At 66.6% G+C, this 24,845-nt stretch carries 20 protein-coding genes, 1 other RNA gene and 1 pseudogene; 12 read left to right on the forward strand and 10 right to left on the reverse strand.

Going from position 1 to position 24,845, the window contains the following annotated elements:
* Positions 1–18: 18 nt before the first annotated feature.
* Positions 19–1,704: a dihydroxy-acid dehydratase gene (ilvD, locus tag ACFPAH_RS06055; RefSeq protein ID WP_379742148.1), complete on the reverse strand. Its 1,686-nt coding sequence runs from the start codon at positions 1,702–1,704 to the stop codon at positions 19–21.
* Between the two features lie 127 nt (positions 1,705–1,831).
* On the opposite strand from ilvD, the gene ACFPAH_RS06060 reads away from it, so the two are divergent.
* From ACFPAH_RS06060 to ACFPAH_RS06070, 3 genes are all read left to right on the forward strand, one after another.
* The gene (locus ACFPAH_RS06060) at positions 1,832–2,719 is read left to right on the forward strand and encodes a LysR family transcriptional regulator (RefSeq protein ID WP_379742151.1); all 888 of its coding nucleotides are present in this window, start codon (positions 1,832–1,834) and stop codon (positions 2,717–2,719) included.
* Positions 2,720–2,722: 3 nt separating this feature from the next.
* On the forward strand, positions 2,723–3,532 hold the full coding sequence (gene lgt / locus ACFPAH_RS06065) for a prolipoprotein diacylglyceryl transferase (protein WP_379742154.1): 810 nt from the start codon (positions 2,723–2,725) through the stop codon (positions 3,530–3,532).
* A 161-nt stretch (positions 3,533–3,693) separates the two neighbouring features.
* Entirely contained in the window at positions 3,694–6,558 is a 2,865-nt protein-coding gene (locus tag ACFPAH_RS06070) for a diguanylate cyclase domain-containing protein (protein WP_379742158.1), read from the forward strand.
* 7 nt (positions 6,559–6,565) lie between these two features.
* Here ACFPAH_RS06070 and ACFPAH_RS06075 read toward each other — a convergent pair whose 3' ends face one another.
* From ACFPAH_RS06075 to ACFPAH_RS06095, 5 genes are all read right to left on the reverse strand, one after another.
* Positions 6,566–7,369, reverse strand: a complete 804-nt coding sequence (locus ACFPAH_RS06075; RefSeq protein WP_379742161.1) for a sulfite exporter TauE/SafE family protein — start codon at positions 7,367–7,369, stop codon at positions 6,566–6,568.
* A gap of 183 nt (positions 7,370–7,552) precedes the next feature.
* Positions 7,553–7,891, reverse strand: a complete 339-nt coding sequence (locus ACFPAH_RS06080) for a rhodanese-like domain-containing protein (RefSeq protein ID WP_379742164.1) — start codon at positions 7,889–7,891, stop codon at positions 7,553–7,555.
* Positions 7,892–7,900: 9 nt separating this feature from the next.
* Positions 7,901–8,293, reverse strand: coding sequence for a hypothetical protein (locus ACFPAH_RS06085; RefSeq protein ID WP_379742166.1), 393 nt, complete (start codon positions 8,291–8,293; stop codon positions 7,901–7,903).
* The gene (locus ACFPAH_RS06090) at positions 8,290–8,604 is read right to left on the reverse strand and encodes a metalloregulator ArsR/SmtB family transcription factor (protein ID WP_379742169.1); all 315 of its coding nucleotides are present in this window, start codon (positions 8,602–8,604) and stop codon (positions 8,290–8,292) included. The genes ACFPAH_RS06085 and ACFPAH_RS06090 overlap by 4 nt, the downstream gene beginning before the upstream one ends.
* 99 nt (positions 8,605–8,703) lie before the next feature.
* Complete coding sequence (locus ACFPAH_RS06095; RefSeq protein ID WP_379742172.1) at positions 8,704–10,050, reverse strand: DUF2254 domain-containing protein; 1,347 nt, start codon at positions 10,048–10,050, stop codon at positions 8,704–8,706.
* Positions 10,051–10,210: 160 nt separating this feature from the next.
* Here ACFPAH_RS06095 and ACFPAH_RS06100 point away from each other — a divergent pair, with 160 nt between their 5' ends.
* The 4 genes from ACFPAH_RS06100 to ACFPAH_RS06115 all read left to right on the forward strand — a co-directional run bounded on the left by ACFPAH_RS06100 (position 10,211) and on the right by ACFPAH_RS06115 (position 17,526).
* Complete coding sequence (locus tag ACFPAH_RS06100) at positions 10,211–10,543, forward strand: hypothetical protein (RefSeq protein ID WP_379742175.1); 333 nt, start codon at positions 10,211–10,213, stop codon at positions 10,541–10,543.
* 483 nt (positions 10,544–11,026) lie between these two features.
* The gene (locus tag ACFPAH_RS06105) at positions 11,027–13,624 is read left to right on the forward strand and encodes an EAL domain-containing protein (RefSeq protein ID WP_379742178.1); all 2,598 of its coding nucleotides are present in this window, start codon (positions 11,027–11,029) and stop codon (positions 13,622–13,624) included.
* On the forward strand, positions 13,621–15,816 hold the full coding sequence (locus tag ACFPAH_RS06110) for a putative bifunctional diguanylate cyclase/phosphodiesterase (RefSeq protein ID WP_379742181.1): 2,196 nt from the start codon (positions 13,621–13,623) through the stop codon (positions 15,814–15,816). The genes ACFPAH_RS06105 and ACFPAH_RS06110 overlap by 4 nt, the downstream gene beginning before the upstream one ends.
* Before the next feature lie 60 nt (positions 15,817–15,876).
* Positions 15,877–17,526, forward strand: coding sequence for a methyl-accepting chemotaxis protein (locus tag ACFPAH_RS06115; protein WP_379742184.1), 1,650 nt, complete (start codon positions 15,877–15,879; stop codon positions 17,524–17,526).
* A gap of 31 nt (positions 17,527–17,557) precedes the next feature.
* On the opposite strand, the gene ACFPAH_RS06120 is transcribed toward ACFPAH_RS06115, so the two are convergent.
* The 4 genes from ACFPAH_RS06120 to ACFPAH_RS06135 form a co-directional block, all read right to left on the reverse strand.
* The gene (locus ACFPAH_RS06120; RefSeq protein WP_379742187.1) at positions 17,558–18,025 is read right to left on the reverse strand and encodes an EVE domain-containing protein; all 468 of its coding nucleotides are present in this window, start codon (positions 18,023–18,025) and stop codon (positions 17,558–17,560) included.
* A 144-nt stretch (positions 18,026–18,169) separates the two neighbouring features.
* Positions 18,170–18,350, reverse strand: a non-coding RNA gene (ssrS, locus tag ACFPAH_RS06125) — 6S RNA.
* A 45-nt stretch (positions 18,351–18,395) separates the two neighbouring features.
* Entirely contained in the window at positions 18,396–18,707 is a 312-nt protein-coding gene (locus ACFPAH_RS06130; RefSeq protein ID WP_379742190.1) for a cell division protein ZapA, read from the reverse strand.
* Entirely contained in the window at positions 18,704–18,976 is a 273-nt protein-coding gene (locus ACFPAH_RS06135) for a hypothetical protein (protein ID WP_379742193.1), read from the reverse strand. The genes ACFPAH_RS06130 and ACFPAH_RS06135 overlap by 4 nt, the downstream gene beginning before the upstream one ends.
* A 467-nt stretch (positions 18,977–19,443) precedes the next feature.
* On the opposite strand from ACFPAH_RS06135, the gene groES reads away from it, so the two are divergent.
* The 5 genes and pseudogenes from groES to ACFPAH_RS06160 all read left to right on the forward strand — a co-directional run bounded on the left by groES (position 19,444) and on the right by ACFPAH_RS06160 (position 24,766).
* Complete coding sequence (gene groES, locus ACFPAH_RS06140) at positions 19,444–19,734, forward strand: co-chaperone GroES (protein WP_379720400.1); 291 nt, start codon at positions 19,444–19,446, stop codon at positions 19,732–19,734.
* 42 nt (positions 19,735–19,776) lie between these two features.
* Positions 19,777–21,423: a chaperonin GroEL gene (gene groL / locus ACFPAH_RS06145; protein WP_379742196.1), complete on the forward strand. Its 1,647-nt coding sequence runs from the start codon at positions 19,777–19,779 to the stop codon at positions 21,421–21,423.
* A gap of 94 nt (positions 21,424–21,517) precedes the next feature.
* Positions 21,518–21,940 carry a hypothetical protein gene (locus ACFPAH_RS06150; RefSeq protein ID WP_379742199.1) on the forward strand — a complete coding sequence of 141 codons (423 nt, stop codon included), beginning with the start codon at positions 21,518–21,520 and terminating at the stop codon, positions 21,938–21,940.
* 190 nt (positions 21,941–22,130) lie between these two features.
* A pseudogene (locus ACFPAH_RS06155) lies at positions 22,131–22,217 on the forward strand (IS5/IS1182 family transposase); the annotation flags it as partial.
* 107 nt (positions 22,218–22,324) lie between these two features.
* Positions 22,325–24,766, forward strand: a complete 2,442-nt coding sequence (locus ACFPAH_RS06160; protein WP_379742202.1) for a DNA polymerase II — start codon at positions 22,325–22,327, stop codon at positions 24,764–24,766.
* Positions 24,767–24,845 lie beyond the last annotated feature (79 nt).

Consider the following 24,845-nt stretch of genomic DNA (forward strand, 5'->3'; position numbering starts at 1 on the left):
AGCCGTCCACCCTACGGTTCAGCCCGTAACCGCCCCTTTGCTCGCGCTCGAGGCCAGCGCCGCGAACTTGGCCAGCACGCCGCGCGTATAACGCGGGGCCGGTCGGGTCCAGGCGGCGCGGCGGCGGGCGATTTCCTCCTCCGGCACGTTCAGCTGGATCAGGAGGGCGTTGGCGTCGATCGTCACCGAATCGCCCTCTTCCACCAGCGCGATCGTCCCGCCTTCGAAGGCTTCCGGCGCCACGTGCCCGACCACCATGCCCCAGGTGCCGCCCGAGAAGCGCCCGTCCGTGATCAGGCCGACCGATTCGCCCAGGCCCTGGCCGATCAGGGCGCCGGTCGGGGCCAGCATCTCCGGCATGCCGGGACCGCCTTTCGGCCCGAGGTAGCGCAGCACCAGCACGTCGCCGGGGCGGATCTGCTTGGCCATGATCGCGTCCATCGCCGAATACTCGTCGTCGAACACGCGCGCCGGGCCGGTGATCGCGGGATTTTTGAGGCCGGTGATCTTCGCCACGCAGCCTTCCGGCGACAGATTCCCTTTCAGGACGGCCAGGTGGCCCTGGGCATACAGGGCCTGGTCGAGCGGGCGGATCACGTCCTGCCCGGCCGGCGGGGTCGAGGGTACCTCGGCCAGTTCCTCGGCCAGGGTGCGGCCGGTGATCGTGATGCAGCTGCCGTCCATCAGGCCGGCGTCGAGCAGCAGCTTCATCACCTGCGGCACGCCGCCGGCCCGGTGCAGGTCGGTCGCGACATACTCGCCCGAGGGTTTCAGGTTGCAGATCACGGGCACTCGACGGCGCACGCGCTCGAAATCGTCCAGGGTCCACTCGACCTCGGCGGCGTGGGCGATCGCGAGGTAGTGCAGCACGGCGTTGGTCGAGCCGCCGGTGGCCATGATCAGCGACACCGCGTTCTCGATCGAGGCGCGGGTGATGATGTCGCGCGGTTTCAGGTCGCGTTTGACGGCTTCGACCAGCACGCGGGCCGACTCGGCGCAGGAAGCTACTTTTTCCTCGTCCGGGTTGGCCATGGTCGACGAGTACAGCAGCGACATGCCGAGCGCCTCGAACGAGGACGACATCGTGTTGGCCGTGTACATCCCGCCGCAGGAGCCGGACGAGGGGCAGGCGTTGCGCTCGATGCCCTCGAAGTCTTCCTGGCTCATGCGTCCGGCCGTGAATTCGCCGACCGCCTCGAAGGCGGACACGATGGTCAAATCCTTCCCCTTCCAATGGCCCGGCTTGATGGTGCCGCCGTAGACGTAGATGCCCGGCACGTTGGCGCGCGCCAGGGCGATCATCCCGCCCGGCATGTTCTTGTCGCAGCCGCCGATGACGACGACGCCATCCATCCACTGGCCGTTGACGCAGGTTTCGATGCAGTCGGCGATGACTTCGCGCGAGATCAGGGAAAACTTCATGCCCTCGGTTCCCATCGACATGCCGTCGGAAATGGTCGGCGTGCCGAACACCTGCGGGTTGGCGCCGGATTGCCGGACGGTGGCGATCGCGATGTCGGCCAGCTTTTGCAGGCCCGAATTGCAGGGCGTGATGGTCGAGTGGCCATTGGCGATGCCGATCATCGGCTTGGCGAAGTCTTCCTCCCGGTAGCCCATCGCGTAATACATCGAGCGGTTCGGGCTGCGGGCGACGCCCTCGGTGACGTTACGCGAGCGGCGGTTGTAGCGCGGCGGGTTGGCCATGACGGGACTCCTCGAAAGGTGGTTGCGCCAGCATGCCTTGCGCACCTGTCAGCGTCAAATGTAAGATGGGCCGGGCTGTGATATGAGAAGCATATCAATGCAGCAGCTATCCATGGAAATCCATATCATGAACCTTGAACTGCGCCAGCTGCGCTATTTCGTCGCCCTGGCCGAAGAGCTGCACTTCGGGCGCGCCGCCGCGCGCCTGCACATGACCCAGCCGCCCCTGTCGCAGACCATCGCCGCCTTCGAGGAAGCGCTGGGCGCGCCGCTGTTCCTGCGCAGCCGGCGCCAGGTCGAACTGACGCCGGCCGGCAGCGCCCTGCTGCCGGAAGCGCGGCGCCTGCTGGCAGCGGCGGGCGGATTGCCGGAACTGGTGCGCCGCGCGGCCGGCGGCGAGGCGGGCCGCCTGGCCTTGTCCTTCGTGACGCCGGCCGACTACAGCGTGCTGCCGCCGCTGCTGCGCGACTACAGCGCCGCCTTCCCGGCAGTGCAGCTGGTGCTGCGCGAAGCGACCACCGACGTGCAGGTCGACGACCTGCTGCACGAGCGCATCGACGCCGGCGTCGTCATCGGGCCGCTGCCGGAGAAGGCGCAAGCCGCCCTCGCCTGGCGCCGCCTGCTGGAAGAGCCGCTGGTGCTGTGCGCCCCGGCCGGCCTGTTGGCAGGCAGCGGACCGGTCGAGCTGGCCGCGCTGCCGGCGCTGCCCCTCGTCATTTTCCCGCGCAAGAGCGCACCGAGCCTGTACGACGCCATCCTCAGCTGCTTCCACGACGCCGGGATCGTGCCCGTCATCGGGCAGGAAGCGATCCAGATGCAGACCATCGTCAGCCTCGTGTCGGCCGGCATGGGCTTGGCACTTGTGCCACAATCCGTGTCGAACCTGATGCGTCCCGGCGTAGAATACCGTGGCCTCGGCGGCCGCTCGCCGCTGGTGGAACTCGGCCTGTGCTGGCGGCGCGACAATGCATCGCCCGTGCTGCGCGGCTTTTTGGATTTACTGAAGAAAGAATAACTTATGTTGGTACACCCGAATCCGGACCCGATCGCCTTCTCGATCGGCCCGGTCGACATCCACTGGTACGGCCTGATGTACGTGGTCGCCTTCGGCCTGTTCCTGCTGCTGGGTCGCGTGCGCATCAAGCAGCCGCACATCGCCGCCCAGGGCTGGAAGAACGAAGACCTGGACGACATGCTGTTCTACGGCATGCTCGGGGTGGTCATCGGCGGCCGCCTGGGCGAAGTGCTGTTCTACCAGCCGGCCCATTTCTTCGCCAATCCGCTCGATATCTTCAAGATCTGGCAGGGCGGCATGTCCTTCCACGGCGGCTTCCTGGGCGTGCTGATCGCGATGTCGCTGTGGGCGCGCAAGGCCGGGCGCAACGTGCTCGACGTGTACGACTTCATCGCCCCGATGGTGCCGCTCGGCTACGCGGCCGGCCGCCTCGGCAATTTCATCAACCACGAACTGCCGGGCCGCCTGGCCGACCCCAGCCTGCCGTGGGCGATGGCCTGGCCCGGCGTCGAGGGCCTGCGCCATCCGTCGCCGCTGTACCAGATGCTGGTCGACGGCATCCTCGTGTTCCTGATCCTGTGGCCGTTCGCGCGCAAGGCACGCCCAAGGCTGGCGGTGGGCGCCATGTTCACCCTGCTCTACGGCTGCGCGCGCTTCTTCACGGAATACTTCCGCGTGCCGGACTGGGAAACCACGGTCGCCGGCCTGCCGATCACCTCGGGCCAGGTGCTGTCGCTGCCGATGATCGTGGCCGCGCTGGCCATGCTGGCCTGGGCCTACTCGCGCGAGGGCAAGCAACCCGTACGCGCCTGATTCGATCCCACACTGTCACACCCGCGCAACGAAGCGAGCGCTTTGTCGCTTGCGCGGGCATTCCGCTGCAGGGCCGGGCAACGATGCCATGTCGTGCGTGGTAAGCTGCTGCACCGCAACATTTTTGCACCATGTCAACGGTTATGCCCACGGATCAACGCTTGCGCCGCATCGCACTGGCGCCCACCCTCGCTGCTGTATCGGCAGCGATCATGCTGCTGCTCACCTTCGTCACCCTGCAGTTCGTCGGTGTGTCGATGGCCAAGCACGTCCAGGTCGACATCGGCCGCAACCTGGCGGAACTGGCTTTCCAGACCACCGACAAGCTCGACCGCGGCATGTACGAACGCTACCGCGAAGTCCAGCTCATGGCCGGCCGCTACGAGATCACCAATCCGGACGTGCCGGTCGCGGCCAAGCGCGCGGTGCTCGAGAGCATGCAGAGCACCCATCCGTATTACGCCTGGATCGGCCTGACCGACATCGCCGGCAAGGTCAAGATCGCCACCAAGGGCCTGCTCGAAGCCAAGGACGTGTCGGCCCGCCCCTGGTTCGCCGCCGCGTATGCCGGCGTCCACGTGCATGACGTGCACGAGGCGGTCCTGCTCGCCAAGCTGCTGCCCAATCCACGCAAGGAACCGAAGCGCTTCTTCGACATCGCCTTCCCCTACCGCGCGCCGAACGGCACCATCGCCGGCGTGTTCGGCACCCACCTGAGCTGGCAATGGGCCTCCGAGATCGAGCGTTCGGTGCTGCGCCCGCTGGCCGAACGCAAGGGGGTCGACACCTTCATCCTGAGCAAGAACGGGGTCGTCCTGCTGGGGCCGGAACAATACCTGGACCAGACCCTGGCCCAGGAAAGCTTCGCGCGCGCCGCGCGCGAGAAGAACGGCTCCGTCATCGAGACCTGGCCGGACGGCAGGCGCTACCTGGTCGGCTACAGCCAGAGCCGCGGCCACGAATCCTATCCGGGTCTCGGCTGGGTCGTGGTCGTGCGCCAGCCGCTCGACGAGGCCTTCGCGCCGGTCGACGAGTTGCGCAACAAGATTTTGTGGAGCGGCCTGTTCGCGGCGGCGCTGGTGTCGCTGCTGGTCTGGATCTTTGCGCGGAGAATCACGCAGCCGCTGGTGCGCATCACGCGCTGGGCCGAGGCGCTGCGCGCCGGCGACGCGCGCGAACTCCCGGCCATCCACAGCCGCCTGACCGAAGTGCAGATCCTGCACAGCACCCTCAATGCGCTGCTGTCGAAACTGCTCGCCAACGAACAGGGCCTGCGCGAACTGAACGCGACGCTCGAGACCCGTGTTGCCGAGCGCACCACCGAGCTCCATGATGCGGTCGAGGAAACGCGCAAGGGCGAGCACCGGGTCAAGGCCATCATCGATACGGCGCTCGACGCGTTCGTCGGCGTCGATGCCCAGGGCCGCATCACCGACTGGAACCCGCGCGCGCAGGAGATCTTCGGCTGGACTCGCGACGACATCGTCGGGCGCACGGTGTTCGAGACCATCAGCCCGCTGCACCTGCGTGCCGCGCACGAAGCCGGCATGCAGCGCTTTGCTTCCGGCGCCAGCTCGGACATCGCCGGCCGCCGTCTCCAAATGTCCGCCTTGCGCCGCGACGGCGAGGAATTCCCGGTGGAGATGACGATCGGCCTGATCAACGCCGGCGACACCCATTTCTTCGGCACCTTTATCCAGGACATTTCGGTGCGCAAGGCCATCGAGGACGAGCTGGCGCGCGAACGCGAACTGCTCAACGCCGTGCTCGACTCGATCGACGTCGGCGTCGCGGTCTGCTCGCAGGCGGGCGAACTGACGATGTTCAACGGCGCGGCCAGGGAAATCCTCGCCCTGCCGCCCGGCCCGGTGCCGCCCGAGCGGTGGGCGGACCACTACCGCCTGTTCCAGGCCGACGGCGAGACCCTGATGGCGCCCGAAGAGGTGCCGCTGCTGCGCGCCCTGCGCGGCGAGGTGGTCGAGAATACCGAGCTGACGGTCAAGCCGCTGGGCGCCGCGCCGCGGACCATCTTCGCCAGCGGCCGCGCACTGCACGCCAAGGACGGCGCCGGCATCGGGGCCGTGATCACGATGAAGGACGTGACGGCCTTGAAAGAGACGGCACGGCGCCTGGAAGCGAGCGAACGCCGCCTGCGCACGATCACCGACAACCTGCCGGTACTGATCGGCTACATCGACCAGGACGAGCGCTACCGGTTCGCGAACGCAACCTATGAAGAATGGTTCGGAGCGGCGCCGCAGCAGATCCTCGGCAAGACCGTCAGGGAAGTCATGGGCGAGGCCTTCTATCCCCAGCACCAGCAAGTGCAGCAGCGCAACCTGGCCGGCGAGACGGTGCGCTTCGAGATGCCGATCCCGATGCCCGGCGGCACGCGTACCCTCGAAATCACGCGCATCCCCGACATCCATTCCGGCGTCTTCAACGGCGTCTATGTGCTGGGCACCGACATTTCCGCGGCCAGGCTGCACGAGGCAGAGCTCAGCAAGCTGGCGCGCATCGACTCCCTGACCGGGCTGCCGAACCGGCGCGCCTACCAGGAACGGCTGGATGCGGCGCTGCAGCGGGGCCAGCGCAGCGGCCAGGGCATCGCCCTGATGTACCTCGACGTCGACCATTTCAAGCAGGTCAACGACAGCCTCGGCCATGCCGCCGGCGATGTCGTGCTGCATGAATTCGCCCAGCGGATCAAGGGAGCGCTGCGCGTGACCGATACCGCCTGCCGCCTGGCCGGCGACGAGTTCACGGTCATCCTCGAAGGCGTGAAGTCGGCCGAGGAAGCGGCGCTGGTGGCGCGCAAGATCCTGCATGCCTTCGAACAGCCCTTCGTGCTGGAACAGGGCGAACGGATGGTATCGACCAGTATCGGCGTGGCATTCGCGGACCGTTTCCCGCTCGATGCCGCCGTCCTCGGCGCCGAGGCGGACAAGGCCTTGTACGCCGCCAAGAGCGCGGGCCGCGGACGTTATGCCTGCGCCACACTGGGCGGCAGGCAGGGCAGCGCCTGAAAAGCGCCTAGTGCGCCGCCTTCCAGAACATGTAGGCCGCCAGCGCATACAGGATCACCGCAAACACCTTCTGCAGCTCGCGCACCCGCATCTTGTGCGCCGCGCGCGCCCCGAGCGGCGCCATGGTGACGCTGGCGGCCACCAGGATGAGCAGCGCCGGCACGTAGATGAAGCCCAGCGAATAGGCGGGCAGGCCGGGCTCGCCCCAGCCGTAGAAAATATTCGCCAGGGTGCCGGCGAAGGCGATCGGGAAGCCGAGCGCGGCGCTGGTGGCCACCGCATTGTGGATGCGCACGCTGCACCAGGTCATGAAGGGCACCGAGATGAAGCCGCCGCCGGCCCCGACCAGTCCCGACAGGATGCCGATCAGGCCGCCCGCCGCGAACATGCCGGGCGTGCCGGGCAGCTCACGCGCCGCCGCCGGCTTTTTGTTGATCAGCATCTGGGTGGCCGAGAACGCGACGAACAGGCCGAAGAACAAGGCCAGCACCGAGGTATTCATCTGCTTGCCGATCCACGGCCCGATCGCCCCGCCGAGCAGGATGCCCGGCGCCAGCCGTTTCACGATAGGCCAGAGCACGGCGCCATGCTTGTGGTGGGCGCGCACCGAGGACAGCGACGTAAACATGATCATGCCGAGCGAGGTCGCGATCGCCATGTGCACCACCAGCGCGTCCGACACACCGCGCGCCGTGAGGATCATGGTAATGAAAGGCACCAGCACCATGCCGCCGCCGATGCCGAGCAGGCCGGCGGCAAAACCGCCGAAGGCGCCCATGGCCAGCAGGGCCAGGATCAGCAAGGGGTCCATGCGCCCTCCTTGCCGGCGGCGCGGTGGAAGGAAGCTGGGCAAGGAAGGGAAGCGATCGACAAAGCGGTGACCTCGAAACGGAAGAGGAACAGAGTCTAGTCGATGGCCCGGCAAAAGTCGAAGCGGGTCACGCACCCCGGCCCGGCGCGCAGGGCGGACCGCCCTGCGCGCCACGCGCGGGCCTCATTCGCCGCTGTCGACCGGCAAGCCCGCCCCGACCCAGCCGGTAATGCCGGCGGACATCACCCGCACATCGGTATAGCCCAGCTTGCCGGCCTTGCGCGCGGCGTTCGGCGCTTTCCGGCACAGGGGGTTGGAGCAATAAAAGACCAGCGGCGTGGCGCGCTCGCGCGGCAACTGCGCCGCCTCGACATCGGGCGCGAGATTGAGCGCGCCCGGCACGCGTGCCCGCAGCCAGGAATGGCGCGCGTTGACGTCGACCACCATCATGCCGCCCTGCCCCAGGCGCTGGTGCAACTCGCGCGGGGAGATTCCCTTCAAGCCCATCAGCATGGCGAACATGGGCGCTCCTTAGCCTGAAATGGTGGCGCCGGCGCGCGTGCAGCGCAGGATCGCGGCTGCCAGCGCCACGGCGAGGATGGCGCCGCCCACCAGGTGCATCGAAGCCAGGGGCGCAAGCAGCGCAGCCGCCATGTAGCCGAGGCCGCCGAGCACCAGGCTCCAGCCGGCAAAGCGCCGCGCCGCCTGCTCGCGGGCCGGCGAACAGCGCAGGCGCGCCAGCGCGACCAGGGATTTCGGGATGGCGTTCGCATACACCACGACCACCAGGCCCAGCAGCACGCCGAGGAGGCGGCGCGCCATCTCCTCGCCCAGCCAGGCGGGCGCGGCCCAGCGCAAAACGAGGGATGCGGCAAGGATGAACGCGGCGCCGGCAAGCGCGCGTCCCAGGGGGTGAGCCTTCATGGTTTCTCCTGTTCCGATTCAAGGGTGGGATGGCCGCCCTGCGGCCGCGTGACCTGCAAACCAAACGCCTGCGCAAACCCGAGCAGCGCTTCCTCCAGCACCGACAACTTGAGCCGGTAGGTGACGTTGCGCCCCTGTTTCTCGGCCTCGATCAGGCCCGCGCCCACGAGCACGGCAAAATGGGCCGACATGGTGGGCTTGGACACATCGAACATGGCCGCGAGCTCGCCCGCACCGATGGGTCCGGCTTGCAGGAGCTGCAGGACTTTGCGGCGGGTCGGATCGGACAGGGCTTTGAAGACGGTGCTCATGCAACGATTATTAGCTAACCATCTAACTATCGTCAAGCGGTTTCTGCACTTCGTCGCCGGCAGTGCCGGTGCGTGCGATGGGACGGATGGCCGGCAGGTTCAGCCGGCAATGCGGGCGGCCTGCACGGTCTCGGCATCCTGCTTGCGCACCCTGTCGAGCGCCTGGCGGATGGCGCTGCCGGCCGCGGCGGACTTCGCACTGCGCAGCGCGACTTCCTCGACAATGTCGACCTGGCGCCGCAGTGCTTCATGCATATGCGACATGTGCGGCTGGCGACAGGCGCCCGCGACTTTTTCGATCGTCGCCAATACCTTCAGCATGACCGTTGTATTGCCTTCGGCATTCTCGATGATTTGACCGAACGCAAGGGTGACGAAATCCTCGAAATCGTCGCGTTTCACGATCAGGCGCAGCACCCCGCCCTCGTGACAGTGTCGTGGCGCCAGGTCGCGCCGCGCGCAGTGTTCGAGCGCGACACCGAGATGCTCGAGGCAGGTCACTGCCGTGGTGGTGTCGTTGATGCCGGGCGAGAGCGCCTTGATCGCCATGTCCACCAGTTGCCGGAACCCGAATGCGGGATCCTGCTCCATCGTGCGATACGCATCGATGCCCACGGCGCGGTTCAGTTCGGCGACCATGCGCCGGTCCGGTGCCTGTCCGGCCGCCAGCGACAGCAGCGGCTGGCCGGGGCCGATGAAATCGCCGACCTGGCATTCCAGCCGGATCACGGTGTCATACCTGCACGCCAGGGCCAGCAGGCGGGGCTCGGCGATGGACTGGATATAGCCCCAGTCCAGGGATGGAACGGCATGCCAGGCGCGCGCGCCGAGCGGCGGCGCGGGTCTGCTGTCGTCGCGCGCGGCATCGGGATACATCTCGTCGATCGCGGCGAGGGTTTCATGTGTGATCGCCTGCGCCATGTCCGATGCCTGGATGCTTGCCGAAATATGGTGGACGAAGAACAGGAAGGCTCCGCTCGCGACCACGGCCAGCACCAGGGCGCCGAACACGGCGGCCGAGGGCACGAAGGCGCCCTGCCCGCCGCTGAGTGTCCGCAACACCAGCAGGCAATAAATGAACACGCCCATGAAAATCCCGAGCACGACCTGGTTGGCGCGGTCGCGCATGAAATTTCTCATGACACGCGACGTGTACTGGTTCGAGGCCAGCGCCAGCGCCACCATCGTGATCGAAAACGCGACGCCGGCGATGGTCGCCATCGCCCCGGCAATGGTCGACAGTATGCTGCGCGCCCCTTCGGGCTCGACCGCGAACAGCCTCGGCCATTTCTGGCGCAGCAGATCGTCGGCATGCCGGTCGAACCCGGTCAGGCCGACCGCCAGCGCCGCCATGAGGATGACGACCAGCGCGGGGGTAAACCACAGGCTGGAGTGGATCTGCAGCAGAAGTTGTGCGTAGCGGCTTTCCTTGAACCTGAGTGTCATGCCATTGGATTGTGGGCGCCACCCCGGAGAAAAGCCGGCATGGCGCAACTTGTCGGATACACAAGGGTACCGGTATCGGCGCCGCAACGGCGCCGGCCAGGAAGCGCCCGCCTGCCCGGGCGAAGCTTTTTTCCGGCAGCGTCCAGTATCATGCGGGACCATGACCAAGTCCCCCAGCCTGCTCTTCCTGATCGTCCCCCTCGTCGTCCTGTCGGTCCTCGGCTTTTTCGGCTCGCGCTACATGCTCAATGACCATCTCGACACCACGCTCGACCGGCTCGCCATCGTCTGGCCCGGCATCGCCGGCATGCCGGAGGCGGAGCGCGCCCTCCTCGTCGAGCTCGCGCTGACCTGCAACGTGGTCGAACGCCAGCCCGTGCGCGCGGAAGTCATCGATTGCCTGCGCTCCGCCGCCGGCAAGCTGCAACCGGCGCCGACCGAGCGGCTGGAAGGCCTGGTCGCCAGGGCCCAGCACGCCCCAGCCCAGCGCTGACACGGCGCCGGCGCCGCGCCGGCCCACCTTCCCTCCCTTCCCAGCGGCACTGACCGCGACCCAGCGCACGCCCCGTACCAGCCGGTAACGAACGCGCTCAAGGCAGACTCGTTTTTATTCGACAAGTTTTTGACCTGCATCAAGTTAACCGTTTGATCAGATATTGTTGCAAATATACAATATTGCAATAGATTCACATTTGTATCCTTGTGTAAATCTTAAGGCGAACCATGGGCCTGGCCGCGTCGGCATCAGCCCAATAGACGAGCTTGTTCTCCAGCCGGCCATGCTTGCTGCGGCCGGCGCCTGCAACAGCGTGTCCGGGCAGTCGCGCCCGGATCCGAACGTCCATTCCTGCCTGCACGCCGCGCCGGACCCGTTCCGGCGAGCGCGCCCGCCGGCCCCGGTTTGCCCCCGCTTACTACTTATGCTTCGAGCAAGAATGATGGGTATTTGAAGATGTTCCAGCACGCACAGCAGGCCATGGCGAAGACAGATTCGCCGCACGAACCGGTCGACACCATTGCGCACGAAATCGGCATCGACCAGCAGGAGGCCACCGCGCGCATGGCCTTCCTCGACTTCGACGAGCAGGATGTCGCGCTGCTGCGCGGGCTGCACGAGCTCATCGACGAGGACGGCGACACGTTTTCCGACGGCTTTTACGCGCACATCCTGCGCTTCCCGGAGCTGCGCGCCCTGGTCAGGGACGACGGCACCCTGACGCGGCTCAAGCATGCCCAGGCCGCCTATTTCCGCAGCCTGACCGCGGGCGACTATGGCGAGGACTACCTGCGCGAGCGCCTGCGGGTCGGCCTGGTGCACCAGCGCATCGGCCTGACGCCGAAATGGTATATCGGCGCCTATCGCAAGTACCTGGCGGGGATGCTGGAACTGCTGTGGGAACAATTTCACGCCGAGCCGGAACACTTCAAGGCGGCCTTCAACAGCGTCCTGAAAGTGGTGTGCCTGGACATGAGCCTGGCCCTCGACACCTATGCCCATGCCGACCAGCGCAGCGTGATCCAGCACCAGAACTACCTGCAGCAGGTGATCGGCGGCATGCCGGCCGGCCTGATCGTCGTCGATGCCGCCTGCCGCATCCGCTCGATGAACACGACGATGCGCGACATGCTCGGCGTCCCGGACGACGCGCTCGATGCGCGGCCCCTGCTCGAATCGCTGATCCCGGGGCCCGAACTGGCCGAGCGCATGGCCACGGCCCTGGCCTCGGGCGCGCCCCAGGACGGCGTGGTGGTCACGATCGACGGCCACGCCGACGGCGTGCGCTACCTCGAATTCAACATCCGCCGCACGCGCCAGGCCGAAGGCCACATCCTGCTCCTGATCGGCCAGGACGTCACCTTTAAACGCCAGGCACGCCTGCGCCTGCAGGAAAGCGAAGAGTTCTTCCGGCTCACCTTTTCCCAGGCCGCGGTCGGCATCGCCCTGTTGTCGCGCGAAGGCCGCTTCGTGCGCGTCAACCGCAAGCTGACCCAGATCGTCGGCTTCACCGAAATCGAGCTGCTGCAGCGCTTCGTGCACCAGATCACCCACCAGGGCGACCTGCTGGAAGACCGGGTGCTGATCCGGCAGCTGATCGACGGCGAGATCCGCGATTTTCAGCGCGAAACGCGCTATGTCTCGAAGGGCGGCCGGCCGATCTGGGTCACCATCAGCGCCTCGGCCATGCGCGAAGCCGTCAGCGGCGAGTTGCGGGTGATTATCGCGGTCGAGGACATTTCGCGCCGCAAGCAGGCCGAGGAAGCCCTGCTGCGCATGGCCAACCACGACGCGCTGACCGGCCTGCCCAACCGGACCCTGCTGCAGGACCGCCTGGCGCATGCGATCGTCCAGGCCCAGCGTACCCAGCGGATGGTGGGCGTCATGTTCATCGACCTCGACCGTTTCAAGCACGTCAACGACAGTCTCGGCCACGACGCCGGCGACCAGATGATCATCGAGATCGCGCGCCGCCTGGGAAAAAGCCTGCGCGAGAGCGATACCGTGGCGCGCCAGGGCGGCGACGAGTTCGTGGTGGTGCTGCCCGACCTCGCCAGTCCCGAGGACGCCGGCCTGGTCGCCCAGAAGGTGCTGGCGGAGCTGTTCCAGCCGCTGATGTTGCTGGGTAACGAGCTGTTCCCGACCGGCAGCATCGGCATCGCCATCTACCCGCGCGACGGCCAGGACGCCAACGCCCTGCTCAAGGCGGCCGACAGCGCCATGTACCGCTCCAAGGCGAACGGCGGCAACCACTTCCACTTCTATACCGAAGACATGGGCATGCGCGCCGAGGAGCACCTGCATACCGAGGCCAGGCTGCAGCGCGCGCTCCAGCGCGAGGAATTCGTCCTGCATTACCAGCCCCAGGTCGACCTGGCCACGGGCCGCATCGTCGGCCTCGAAGCCCTGCTGCGCTGGCGCACCGAGGCCGGCGAACTGGTGCCGCCGGCGGACTTCATGCCGTTTGCCGAGGAAACCGGCCTGATCGTCCCGATCGGGGAGTGGGCATTGGCCAGCGCGATCGGCCAGCTGGCCACTTTCACCCGCCTCGGACTGGGCCCGCTGCGCATGAGCGTCAACGTCTCGGCGCGCCAGCTCCACCAGCAGGACATCGCCGCCCAGGTCGAGCAGCTGTTGCAGCGCTTCGGATGCGATGCCGGCCTGCTGACCCTGGAGATGACCGAAACCCTGCTCATGGAAAGCGCGAGCGCCGCGGCCGAAGCGATGGCGCGGCTGTCGAAGATGGGGGTGCGGCTGTCGATCGACGACTTCTGTACCGGCTACTCGAGCCTGGCCAACCTGAAGCGCTTCCCGATCCACGGCCTGAAGATCGACCGCTCCTTCGTTGCCGACGTCGCCACCGACGGCGACGCCGCCGCCATCGTCCACGCCGTGATCGCGCTGGCGGGATCGATGAAGCTCGAGGTCACCGCGGTCGGCGTCGAGAACGCCGCGCAGCAGGCCTTCCTGGAGGCGCACGGCTGCCGCCGCATGCAGGGCTACCTGTTCGGCCATCCGGTGCCGGCATCCGAGATCGAGCGCCTGCTGCGTCTCCAGCAACCGGAGGCCGCAGCATGAAGACCTTCCGCAAAAACCTGCCCGGCGCCCTGCCCCTGGCCCTGTTCGCCATCATGCTGTCGCTGCTGACGGCGTGGCTGTCGGGCAATGCGAGCCTGCCGGCCTGGCTGCCGCGCTGCTACCTGCCCGCCCATATCGCGCTGGAAGTGCTGGCGGCGGTGGCCGTGCTGCTGATCCTGTCGATGGGCTGGCACCAGGTCGGGGCGCGCGTGCCGGCCACCGTGGCCCTGCTGTCGCCGGCCGCGCTGGCGGTCGCCCTGCTCGGCATCGGCCAGCTCGCGATCCCGGCCGATCCCGGACTGGCCGCGCGCGGAATCGGCCGCGACAGCGCCGCCTTCTGGCTGGTCGCGCGCAGCACCGGCGCGCTGGCGCTGCTGGCGGCGGCGCTGGTGCCGGCCGGCCGCACGGTCGGGCGCGCCGCCTATCGCCTGAGCATGCTGGGCGTGCTCGGGCTGGCCGCCTGCGCCTATTGGCTGGTGCTGGTGCGTCCCGGCCTGCTGCCGCCCGGCTTCGGCCCCGGTGCCGGTGCCGGCGCCCGGGCCCATGCCTACGTCCTGGAATACGCGCTGGCCGCGATGAACGCGAGCGCGGCCCTGATCCTGTTCGCCCGCGCCCGGCGCACGCGCATGCACCGCGACAGCTGCCTGGCCGCGGCGGTGGCCGTCATGGCCCTGAGCGAGGTCAACTTCATCCTCTACCCCGCCCTGGGCAATGCATTCAGCATGGCCGGCCACCTGTACGGCGCGCTCGGCTGCCTGTACCTGTACCGGGCGACCCTGGCCGACAGCGGGCAGGCGCCCGGACCGCGCGCCGGCGTCCCCGAGGCGGCCGAGCAGCGGCGCCTCGAACGCGCCCTGGCCGAGCAGCGCGGCTGCGACACCCTGACAGGCCTGCCGAACCGGCAGCGCGTGCTCGAGCTGCTGGGCGAGGCGATCGGCGGCGCGCGCCGGGACGGCCGGCCGCTGGCGGTGGTGGTGCTCGGCATCCACGGGTTCGGCAAGATCAACAGCGGCCATGGCTGGGCCAGCGGCGACCAGGTCATGCACGAATGCGTGGCGCGCCTGTCGGCCCAACTGGGCCCCGGCGGCACGCTGGCGCGCCAGGGCGCCAACGAGTTCATCGTCGTCCAGCGCGGCGCCGGCCTGGACGACGCTGCCGCCCTCGCCGAAGCGCTGCTCGCCTGCATGCGCACGCCCTTCCAGCTCGACGAGCAGCGCGCCTTCCTGGCGGCCAACGCCGGCCTGGCCGTCCTGCCGGACGTAGCCTGCACCGCATCGCAGCTGGTGCAGATGGCCGAGATGGCGATGGCCTGCGCACAAGCCGACGGGTCGGCGCAGGCGCACACCTACTCGGCCACCATGGAGCAGGCGATCCGCGAGCGCGCCAACCTGGAAACCCTGCTGTACCACGCGATCGAGCGCAACGAATTCGTGCTGCAGTTCCAGCCGCGCGTCTGCCTCAAGGGCGGGCCGATGATAGGCGCCGAGGCCCTGGTGCGCTGGCGCCACCCGGTGCTGGGGCTGGTGCCGCCGACCCGCTTCATCCCGCTGGCCGAAGAAACCGGGATGATCGCCGAGATCGACGTCTGGGTCATGCGCGAGGCCTGCCGCAACGCCGCGACCTGGCGTGCCGCCGGCCTGCCGCTGGGCCGGGTCTCGGTGAACCTGTCGGCGCAGCAGTTCCAGCACCCCGGCCTGGCCCGGCGGGTGCGCGCCGCCCTCGACGAGAGCGGCCTGGACCCGGCCAGCCTCGAACTCGAGATCACAGAAAGCACGGTGATGCACGACACCGAGGACGCGGCCGACGTGCTGCGCTCGCTGCGCGCGCTCGGCGTGCGGGTGTCGATCGACGACTTCGGCACCGGCTATTCGTCCTTGAGTTACCTGAAGCGTTTCCCGCTCGACGTGCTCAAGATCGACCGTTCCTTCGTGGAGGACGTGATCGGCAATCCGACCGGCGCCGCCATCACCCGCGCCATCATCACGCTGGCCCATTCGCTGGGCCTGGAAGCGGTCGCGGAAGGCGTCGAGACGGCCGAGCAGATGGCGTTCTTGAAGGACAACGGATGCGACGAAATCCAGGGGTATTACTGCAGCCGGCCGGTATGGCCGGAACAGTTGAAGCAATTCCTGATGAAAGGTTCTCCCTTCGCCATGGCCGGGCACGCGGCGATCCACGCCGCGGCCGGCTGATCCCCGCAACCCCGCCTACCCGCGGCTTGTTTGTTCAATTTGCACATCATGACTTTTCCTATGCGTCTACTCAATAAAATCAGCATCAAAACGCGCCTCGTCCTGTTGATCACGCTGCTCGGCATGGAACTGGTCGTCGGCGCCGCGGTCGGCCTGCTCGGCCTGGCCCAGGCGAACGGCGAACTGCGCTCCCTGTACCAGGACCGGCTGGTCGCCCTGGGCCAGCTCGACCAGGTCGTGCGCAGGCTCAACCGGAACCAGCTGGACGTGTTCGAAGCGCTCACGGCCGAGCCGGCACGCCTGCCGGCGCTGCTCGATGACATCGAGCGCAACCGCAGCGTGATCGACGAACAGTGGAAAGCCTACCAGGCGACCAAGATGGCCGAGCACGAAGCGGAAGCGGCGCAGCAGTTCCTGCGCGTCCGGACGGCCTTCGTCGAGCAGGCCCTGCAGCCGGCAGTCGAGGCGCTGCGCAGCGGCGACACCGCGCGCGCCGGCGAGATCGTGCACGGCCGGTTCAGGACCTTGTTCAGGCCGGTGGGCGACAGCATCGACAAGCTCATCGCGCTACAGCTGGACGAGGCCGCGGCCATGCAGCAGGACTCCCAGGCGCGCTACGAGCTGATCCGCCTGGTCTGCCTGTCGGGCATGGGCTTCGGGCTGCTGCTGGCCGCCGTGGTCGGCACCATGCTGGTGCGCAGCATCGTGGCACCCCTGGAAAACGCGGTGCGCATTGCCGGCGCCGTGGCCGGCGGCGACCTGACCCAGGACATCGCTGCCGATGCGAACGACGAAACCGGCCGCATGATGCGCGCGCTGGGCGAGATGAACGCAGGACTGGCCCGGATCGTCGGCCGCGTGCGGGCCGGGACCGACACCATCGCCACCGCCTCGAGCCAGATCGCGGCCGGCAACCTCGACCTGTCGAGCCGTACCGAGGAGCAGGCCGCGTCGCTCGAGGAAACGGCCGCCTCGATGGACGAGCTGACCTCGACCGTCAAGCAAAGCGCGGACAATGCGCGCCAGGCGAATTTGCTGGCGCAGTCGGCCTCCGACGTGGCCGGCAAGGGCGGACAGGTCGTGACCCAGGTGGTCGACACCATGGCCGCCATCAATACCTCGGCCGAGCGCATCGCCGACATCATCGGCGTCATCGACGGCATCGCCTTCCAGACCAACATCCTGGCACTGAACGCGGCAGTCGAGGCGGCCCGTGCGGGCGAGCAGGGGCGCGGCTTTGCCGTCGTCGCCAGCGAGGTGCGCCACCTGGCGCAGCGCAGCGCCGCGGCGGCCAGGGAAATCAAGGCCCTGATCGATGACTCGGTGCAGAAGGTGCACCACGGCACGGAACTGGTGGACCAGGCCGGCGCCACCATGGCAGAGATCGTCGAGAGCGTCGACCGGGTGACCCGCATCATGGGCGACATGATGGCGGCCACCCAGGAACAGGCGATCGGCATCGAGCAGGTCAACCAGGCGATCGGCCAGATGGACCAGGCTACCCAGCAGAACGCGGCCCTGGTCGAGCAGGCATCGGCGGCGGCCCAGGCGCTGCGCGAGGAAGCCGACCTCCTGGCCCGGGAAGTGGGCGCCTTCTGCCTGCCTGCGGCCGGCGCCGGTCGCCAGGCCCCTGCCGCGGCCAGCCGGCAGCGCCAGGCCGGCAGCGCCACTTACCTGCTTGCAGCCGCGCAGGAGCCGAATCTCGGCTGAGGGCAGGTGCGCCTGTTTTTACCGGGCGATATCAGGCCTGGCCGCGCAGAAGCTGGAGAATCCGGTCCCATTGATCCGGCGTCACCGGTGAAATGGAAAGGCGGCTGCCTTTTTGCAGGAGCACCATGTCTTCGAGTTCGGGAATGGTGCGCATTTCGGCCAGCGGCAAATAGCGCCCTGCTTCCTTTGCCTGGATGTCGACCGAGATCCAGCGCGGTTGTTCGCGCGTCGCTTTCGGGTCGAAGTATTTGCCGGCGCGATCGAACTGGGTTTCGTCCGGATAAGGCGTGCTGGCCACTTGCGCAATCCCGGCGACGCCGGGAACGGCGCAGCTGGAGTGATAAAACAGGATGCCGTCGCCGACCTGCATTGCATCGCGCATGAAATTGCGTGCCTGGTAGTTGCGCACGCCGAACCAGGCGACAGTTTGCCCCGGCGCGGCGCGAACGTCGTCGAAACTGACTTCATCCGGCTCGGATTTCATCAACCAGTAGCGCATCGATCCTGCTCCATTTTTAAAAAGAAAAACGCGGGCCGGCAAGGCCTCGCTCAATATTTGGCACTGCGATACGGGCACGGCGCGAAAAGCGTGCGCGCATAAAAAAACGGCTGCGCGCCGATGGCCGCAACCGCTTTTGTGGAATAGAGCCCCGCCTGTGCCGTTTTTTGCCGGCATCCCGAACCTGATGGCTCAAGGTGGTCACAGTCAATTCAATTTCGGGTTCGTCGAACTAGCGACGCTCACGCCCACCGAACATATCCCGCAACCTATGCATGTAAATGGTTCAAGGAATATATGGCAATCTCGAACACCGCAGGGTGCCTCGCAGTTTACTCGCTTGAACCGGCATGTCAAACGAATTTGGGCGTCAGGACAGTTTTTCTTGCGGCGCGAGCGCGGCGTCGAGGACGGTATGCATCGCTTCGATTTTTTGCTTGACTTCCAGCATCGACATGTCGGACAGCGGGCCTTGCGGCGACTTGACCGAGAGGAATTCCGCGGCCACGCTGAGCGCGGCCATGACGGCGATGCGGTCGGTTCCCTTGACCTTGCCGGAGTCGCGCAGCGCGGTCATCTTGCCGTCGAGGTAGCGCACGGCGTCGCGCAGCGTGGCCTGCTCGCCTTCCTTGCAGGCCAGGCGGTAGGGCTGGCCCATGATCGTGACGTCAAGAAAAATCATCGGGCGGCCTCGGTATCCATTGGTGCAGCATCCTGTGCGTGCTCGTCTTCTTCCGCATCGTCGGCATCGTCGCCTTCGGGTGCCGGCAACTGCGCGATCACCGCCTCGACCCGGTGCTGGGCCTCGACCAGGCGCTCGATGAGCGCCGTGTTCACTTCGTTGAGCAGCACATTGGTCTGGCGCAGCTGGGCATTGTCGTTGCGCAGCGTCCCGACCAGCGCTGCAAGCTGCTCGATCTTGTCGGATAGGTCTTGGAATTCGGAAATCATTCGTAACTATAGGTCCGTTCTGGTTGGACAGTCAACATGATAGCCTACGGTGCGCTTCGATGCGCTTTCTTGCGCTGCGGGGCGGGCCGGGGCCACGTTGGCGGTGCGCCCCCTGGCATTGGCCGCGTGCGGTGGGAGGCGTGGGCGAAGCCCACCCTACCTTTGATTCCGATCAAATGCCTGCCAACAGTGTGTCGGCATGGCCCCCTTCGGTGCTAGTCTCTTCGCTTCGTGCCTGCGCCAGGCTCGGCCTGGCAAGCCGACGGGACAGTCCGTCGCTTGAGGCAGCGCAAACCGCCATCGTTAAATAAGCAACATGGCGTCTTGAAATAGGTAGATGTCGTCCCTATAATTAGCACTCGTTAGTAGAGAGTGCTAACAACCACTTTCAAGCCGTAACGTCCAGGCGGGACGGCAACAACGCATACAAACGCTAGTCCAAACCACTGAAATTAAAGGAGTTTTGCATGAACCTTCGCCCTCTGCACGATCGCGTAATCGTGAAGCGTCTCGACCAGGAAACCAAGACTGCCTCCGGCCTGATCATCCCTGATGCAGCCGCCGAGAAGCCGGACCAGGGCGAGATCCTCGCCGTCGGCAATGGCAAAGTCCAGGACAACGGTCAGCTGCGTGCACTGGAAGTCCAGGTTGGCGACCGCGTCCTGTTCGGCAAGTACTCGGGCCAGACCGTCAAGGTCGACGGCCAGGAACTGCTGGTGATGCGCGAAGAAGACATCATGGCCGTGCTGGTCAAGTAATCCTCCCCACAGAATACTTTCGAATAAATCGGAGAAATAAACATGGCAGCTAAAGAAGTAATTTTCGGCGACGCAGCGCGCGCCAAGATGGTTGAAGGCGTCAACATCCTCGCCAACGCAGTCAAGGTCACCCTGGGCCCGAAAGGCCGCAACGTCGTGCTGGACCGCTCGTTCGGTTCGCCAACCGTCACCAAGGACGGCGTCTCGGTCGCGAAAGAGATCGAACTCAAAGACAAGCTCATGAACATGGGCGCGCAGATGGTCAAGGAAGTCGCCTCGAAGACCAGCGACAACGCCGGTGACGGCACCACCACCGCGACCGTGCTGGCACAAGCCATCGTGCGCGAAGGCATGAAGTTCGTTGCCGCCGGCATGAACCCGATGGACCTGAAGCGCGGCATCGACAAGGCCGTCGCCGCCACCGTCGAAGAGCTGGCCAAGATCGCCAAGCCATGCACCACTTCGAAGGAAATCGCCCAAGTCGGCGCCATTTCCGCCAACTCGGACTACTCGATCGGCGAGCGCATCGCTGAAGCGATGGAAAAAGTCGGCAAGGAAGGCGTCATCACCGTCGAAGACGGCAAGTCGCTGAACGACGAACTCGACATCGTCGAAGGCATGCAGTTCGACCGCGGCTACCTGTCGCCTTACTTCATCAACAACCCGGACAAGCAAGTCGCGATCCACGAGAACCCATTCGTGCTGCTGTGCGACAAGAAGATCTCGAACATCCGTGACCTGCTGCCGGTGCTGGAGCAAGTGGCGAAAGCCGGCCGTCCGCTGGTGATCATCGCCGAAGACATCGAAGGCGAAGCGCTGGCGACCCTGGTCGTCAACAACATCCGCGGCATCCTGAAGACCGTTGCAGTGAAAGCCCCTGGCTTCGGCGACCGTCGCAAGGCCATGCTGGAAGACATCGCTGTCCTGACCGGCGGCCAGGTGATCGCCGAAGAAGTCGGCCTGACCCTGGAAAAGGTCACCCTGGCTGAACTGGGCCAGGCCAAGCGCGTCGAAGTCGGCAAGGAGAACACCATCATCATCGACGGCGCCGGCGCCGCCGAATCGATCGAGGCACGCGTCAAGCAAGTGCGTATCCAGATCGAAGAAGCGACCTCGGACTACGACCGCGAGAAGCTGCAAGAGCGCGTGGCCAAGCTGGCCGGCGGTGTTGCCGTGATCAAGGTTGGCGCTGCCACCGAAGTCGAAATGAAGGAAAAGAAAGCCCGCGTGGAAGACGCGCTGCACGCTACCCGCGCAGCCGTTGAAGAAGGCATCGTGCCAGGCGGCGGCGTCGCCCTGCTGCGTGCCCGCGCCAACCTGAACGTGACCGGCGACAACCCGGACCAGGAAGCCGGCATCAAGATCGTCCTGCGCGCCATGGAAGAGCCGCTGCGCATGATCGTCCAGAACGCCGGCGAAGAGGCTTCGGTCGTCGTCGCAGGCGTCCTGGCCGGCCAGGGCAACTACGGCTACAACGCCGCCAACGGCACCTATGGCGACATGGTCGAAATGGGCGTGCTGGACCCAGCCAAGGTCACCCGCTCGGCCCTGCAGAACGCAGCGTCGATCGCCGGCCTGATGCTGACCACCGACTGCATGGTCTCGGAACTGGCTGAAGACAAGCCAGCCGGCGGCATGGGCGGCATGGGTGGCATGGGCGGCATGGGCGGCATGGACGGCATGATGTAATTGTCCAGGCCCGCGCCGGTTCTCCGGCGCTGTGCTGCAAAATGAAGCCTGCAAGGTTAGCGCCTTGCAGGCTTTTTTACTTTTGGAGATGACAATGCCTACAGTAGACGCAAACGACCTGGAAGACGCCGTGCTGATCGTGTCCGAACCGGGCACTCTTGACGCGGCCTGGGTCTCGCTCGACACGGGCCAGGTGCACATCCGCTCCGAGCTGGTCGACGAGGAACTGGCCCCGCTGCCGGACGACATCGGTACCTCGCAGCGCTATGTCCCCGTTCCGCACATGGGCACGCTCGACCTCGGCCTCGAACTGGTGTTCGATTTCGCCGACGCGGCCATGGAAAAAGATGCCGACCGCGTGCGCCAGATGTTCAAGCGCTCCGACGCCTACCGCCATTTCAGCGAGCTGGTCGAGGAACGCGGGCTCACCGACCGCTGGCATGCCTTCCGCGAGGCGCAGACACGGGCGGTGCTGGCCGGATGGTGCGCGGAGCATGGCTTGCAGCTGGCGGGCTGAGCGCGCCTGCCCCCCTTCTTCTCGTCAGAGCGACAAGGTCGTACACGGAGCCATCCAGGCCGTCCGCTATCGGCCGGGAGCGGCCGTTCACATTCTTCCGCCAACGAGGACGATCACCCTACCGGACGATCTGGAGCATTTCATTGCCGAACACGGATTGTTCGAAGGGTTCACCCGTGACGACAGTCCTGGCATCCTGTTCATCCTGAAGACTGGAATGCCCTGGGAACATCTGCCGCGTGAACTCGGCTGCGGCAGCGGCATGACGTGGCGGCGCTCGCTCATCTTCCAGCGGTATGTCGAACGGTTTTGTTGGGCCTTTCAAGGGATTTGATAAACTGCCGCCTTTAGCGCGGTGGATCGAATCGCAACACATGACTATCCATGAGTGACACAGCGACGCAGGGTTTCCTGCTGACGCGCCACTGGCGCGATATCGGCAACCACCGCGGCAACCACGGCGACGATGGGAGCGGCGGCGTCGAGATCGAGCTCTGGCTCGCCACCGACGACGGTCCATGCCGCCTGCGCCTCCCGGCGGCAGAGGCGGTCGCTTTCATCCCGGCCGAGCAGGAGGCGGCGGTGAGGAGTCTGTTGCAGCGGGAACGCGGTGTCGAATTGCGCCCGCTGGCCTTGTGCGACTTTCGCGGGCGTCCTGTGCTTGGCCTGTATTGCCGCCACTACCGTCATCTGCTGCGGCTGGAGAAGCGCCTGCGCGAGCACGGGATCGACGTCTACGAGGCGGACATCCGTCCGCCCGAGCGCTACCTGATGGAGCGCTTCATCACGGCGCCGGTGGCGTTTACGGGCACGCCGGCCCCTGGCGACCCCGCGTTGCTGCTGGCCGGACACGTGAAACCGGCGCCCGGCTACCGCCCGCGGCTGCGCACCGTCTCGCTCGACATCGAAACCACCATGCAGGGCGAGCTGCGCTCGATTGGCCTGGAAGGCTGCGGCCAGCGCCAGGTGTACATGCTGGGGCCGCCGAATGGCGACCCCAGCGGGCTCGACTTCGATCTCGAGTACTGCGACACGCGCCTGGCCTTGCTGGAGAAACTGGAAGCGTGGATGGCGCGCCATGATCCGGACGCCATCATCGGCTGGAGCGTGATCGGGTTCGACCTGCGCGTGCTGCAGGAGCACGCCGAACGCCTGCGGCATCCACTGCGCATCGGCCGGGGCGGCACGTCGATGGAGTGGCGCACCAATGCCAAGGCCGGCACGGAACGGGATGCGCGCTATTTCGCAGGGCTGCCGGGCCGGCTGGTCATCGACGGCATCGAGGCGCTGCGCTCGGCCACCTGGAGCTTTCCTTCGTTTAGCCTGGAGCACGTGGCGCAAAGCCTGCTGGGCGAGGGCAAATCGATCGACAATCCCTACGACCGCATGGCGTCCATCGACCGCATGTTCGCGCAGGACAAGCCGGCCCTGGCGCGCTACAACCTGAAGGACTGCGAACTGGTCACCCGCATCTTCGACAAGACCAACCTGATGGCCTTCCTGCTGGAGCGCGCCAGCGTCACCGGCCTGGCGGCGGACCGCAGCGGCGGATCGGTCGCCGCGTTCGAGCACGCCTATATCCCGCTGATGCACCGCCTGGGCAGGGTGGCGCCCAACATCGGTGACGTGCCCGGTGCGGACAGTCCGGGCGGCTTCGTCATGGATTCGCGTTCGGGCCTCTACGATTCGGTGCTGGTGCTCGACTACAAGAGCCTCTACCCGTCGATCATCCGCACCTTCCTGATCGATCCGGTGGGGCTGGTGGCGGGGCTGGAGGAGCCTGACGCCGACACCGTGCCGGGCTTTCGCGGCGCGCGCTTTTCGCGCATCCGGCACTGCCTGCCCGGCATCGTCACGCGCGTGTGGGAGGGCCGGGAGGCCGCCAAGCGCGCCGGGAACCAGCCGCTGTCGCAGGCGCTGAAGATCATCATGAACGCCATGTACGGCGTGCTCGGAACCACCGGCTGCCGCTTCTTCGATGCGCGGCTGGCGTCCTCGATCACCATGCGCGGCCACGAGATCATGCACCGCACGCGCGAGCTGATCGAGGCGCGCGGCTACCAGGTCATCTATGGGGACACGGATTCCACTTTCGTGTGGCTCGGCGGCACTGGTGCCCAACCTTATGCCGACAGCGATGCGCTGCGCATCGGGCGTGAACTGGTCGAGCACGTCAATGGCTGGTGGCGTACGCGCCTGCGCGAGGAGCTCGGGCTCGAGAGTGCGCTCGAACTGGAGGTCGACACCCATTTCCGGCGCTTCCTGATGCCGACCGTGCGCGGCTCCGACGAAGGCAGCAAGAAGCGCTATGCCGGCCTGACCGGCACGCCCGGCGGTGGCGAGGAGATCGTGTACAAGGGCCTGGAAACGGTGCGCACCGACTGGACTCCGCTGGCGCAGCAGTTCCAGCAGGGCTTGTACGGCCGCATTTTCCGGCGCGAACCCTACGAGGAGTACGTGCGCGATTACGTCGCATGCACCCTGCGCGGAGACTTTGACGACCTGCTCGTCTACCGCAAGCGCCTGCGCCGGCCGCTCCAGGAATACGAGCGCAACGTGCCGCCCCACGTGCGCGCCGCCCGCATCGCCGACGACTTCCATATCGCCCGGGGCCGGGGAGCGCAATACCGCAACGGCGGCTGGATCCGCTACCTGATGACGACCGCCGGGCCCGAACCGATGGAAGCCTGGATGGAAGAGAAGCGGTCGCCGATCGACTACGAACACTATCTGGTAAAGCAGCTGGAACCCGTCGCCGACGGCATCTTGCCTTTCGTCGGCGACAGTTTCACGCGCCTTACCAGCCCGCAGGGCGCGCTGTTTTGAAGCCGCATCGATCCAAAGACACCGAAGGCGCGGAACTATAAGGGTGTAAAGACGTCTGCCCTGGGTCGTAAGCGGACGC

It is taken from the genome of Massilia sp. GCM10023247 (genome assembly GCF_042653325.1).
Lineage (GTDB): Bacteria > Pseudomonadota > Gammaproteobacteria > Burkholderiales > Burkholderiaceae_D > Telluria.

Bases quoted from the DNA above. Each gene is read 5' to 3' on its own strand.
- ilvD (WP_379742148.1), bottom strand. From the start codon at position 1,704: ATGGCCAACCCGCCGCGCTACAACCGCCGCTCGCGTAACGTCACCGAG.
- ACFPAH_RS06060 (WP_379742151.1), top strand. From the start codon at position 1,832: ATGAACCTTGAACTGCGCCAGCTGCGCTATTTCGTCGCCCTGGCCGAA.
- lgt (WP_379742154.1), top strand. From the start codon at position 2,723: ATGTTGGTACACCCGAATCCGGACCCGATCGCCTTCTCGATCGGCCCG.
- ACFPAH_RS06075 (WP_379742161.1), bottom strand. From the start codon at position 7,369: ATGGACCCCTTGCTGATCCTGGCCCTGCTGGCCATGGGCGCCTTCGGC.
- ACFPAH_RS06080 (WP_379742164.1), bottom strand. From the start codon at position 7,891: ATGTTCGCCATGCTGATGGGCTTGAAGGGAATCTCCCCGCGCGAGTTG.
- ACFPAH_RS06085 (WP_379742166.1), bottom strand. From the start codon at position 8,293: ATGAAGGCTCACCCCCTGGGACGCGCGCTTGCCGGCGCCGCGTTCATC.
- ACFPAH_RS06090 (WP_379742169.1), bottom strand. From the start codon at position 8,604: ATGAGCACCGTCTTCAAAGCCCTGTCCGATCCGACCCGCCGCAAAGTC.
- ACFPAH_RS06095 (WP_379742172.1), bottom strand. From the start codon at position 10,050: ATGACACTCAGGTTCAAGGAAAGCCGCTACGCACAACTTCTGCTGCAG.
- ACFPAH_RS06100 (WP_379742175.1), top strand. From the start codon at position 10,211: ATGACCAAGTCCCCCAGCCTGCTCTTCCTGATCGTCCCCCTCGTCGTC.
- ACFPAH_RS06105 (WP_379742178.1), top strand. From the start codon at position 11,027: ATGGCGAAGACAGATTCGCCGCACGAACCGGTCGACACCATTGCGCAC.
- ACFPAH_RS06110 (WP_379742181.1), top strand. From the start codon at position 13,621: ATGAAGACCTTCCGCAAAAACCTGCCCGGCGCCCTGCCCCTGGCCCTG.
- ACFPAH_RS06115 (WP_379742184.1), top strand. From the start codon at position 15,877: ATGCGTCTACTCAATAAAATCAGCATCAAAACGCGCCTCGTCCTGTTG.
- ACFPAH_RS06120 (WP_379742187.1), bottom strand. From the start codon at position 18,025: ATGCGCTACTGGTTGATGAAATCCGAGCCGGATGAAGTCAGTTTCGAC.
- ACFPAH_RS06130 (WP_379742190.1), bottom strand. From the start codon at position 18,707: ATGATTTTTCTTGACGTCACGATCATGGGCCAGCCCTACCGCCTGGCC.
- ACFPAH_RS06135 (WP_379742193.1), bottom strand. From the start codon at position 18,976: ATGATTTCCGAATTCCAAGACCTATCCGACAAGATCGAGCAGCTTGCA.
- groES (WP_379720400.1), top strand. From the start codon at position 19,444: ATGAACCTTCGCCCTCTGCACGATCGCGTAATCGTGAAGCGTCTCGAC.
- groL (WP_379742196.1), top strand. From the start codon at position 19,777: ATGGCAGCTAAAGAAGTAATTTTCGGCGACGCAGCGCGCGCCAAGATG.
- ACFPAH_RS06150 (WP_379742199.1), top strand. From the start codon at position 21,518: ATGCCTACAGTAGACGCAAACGACCTGGAAGACGCCGTGCTGATCGTG.
- ACFPAH_RS06160 (WP_379742202.1), top strand. From the start codon at position 22,325: ATGAGTGACACAGCGACGCAGGGTTTCCTGCTGACGCGCCACTGGCGC.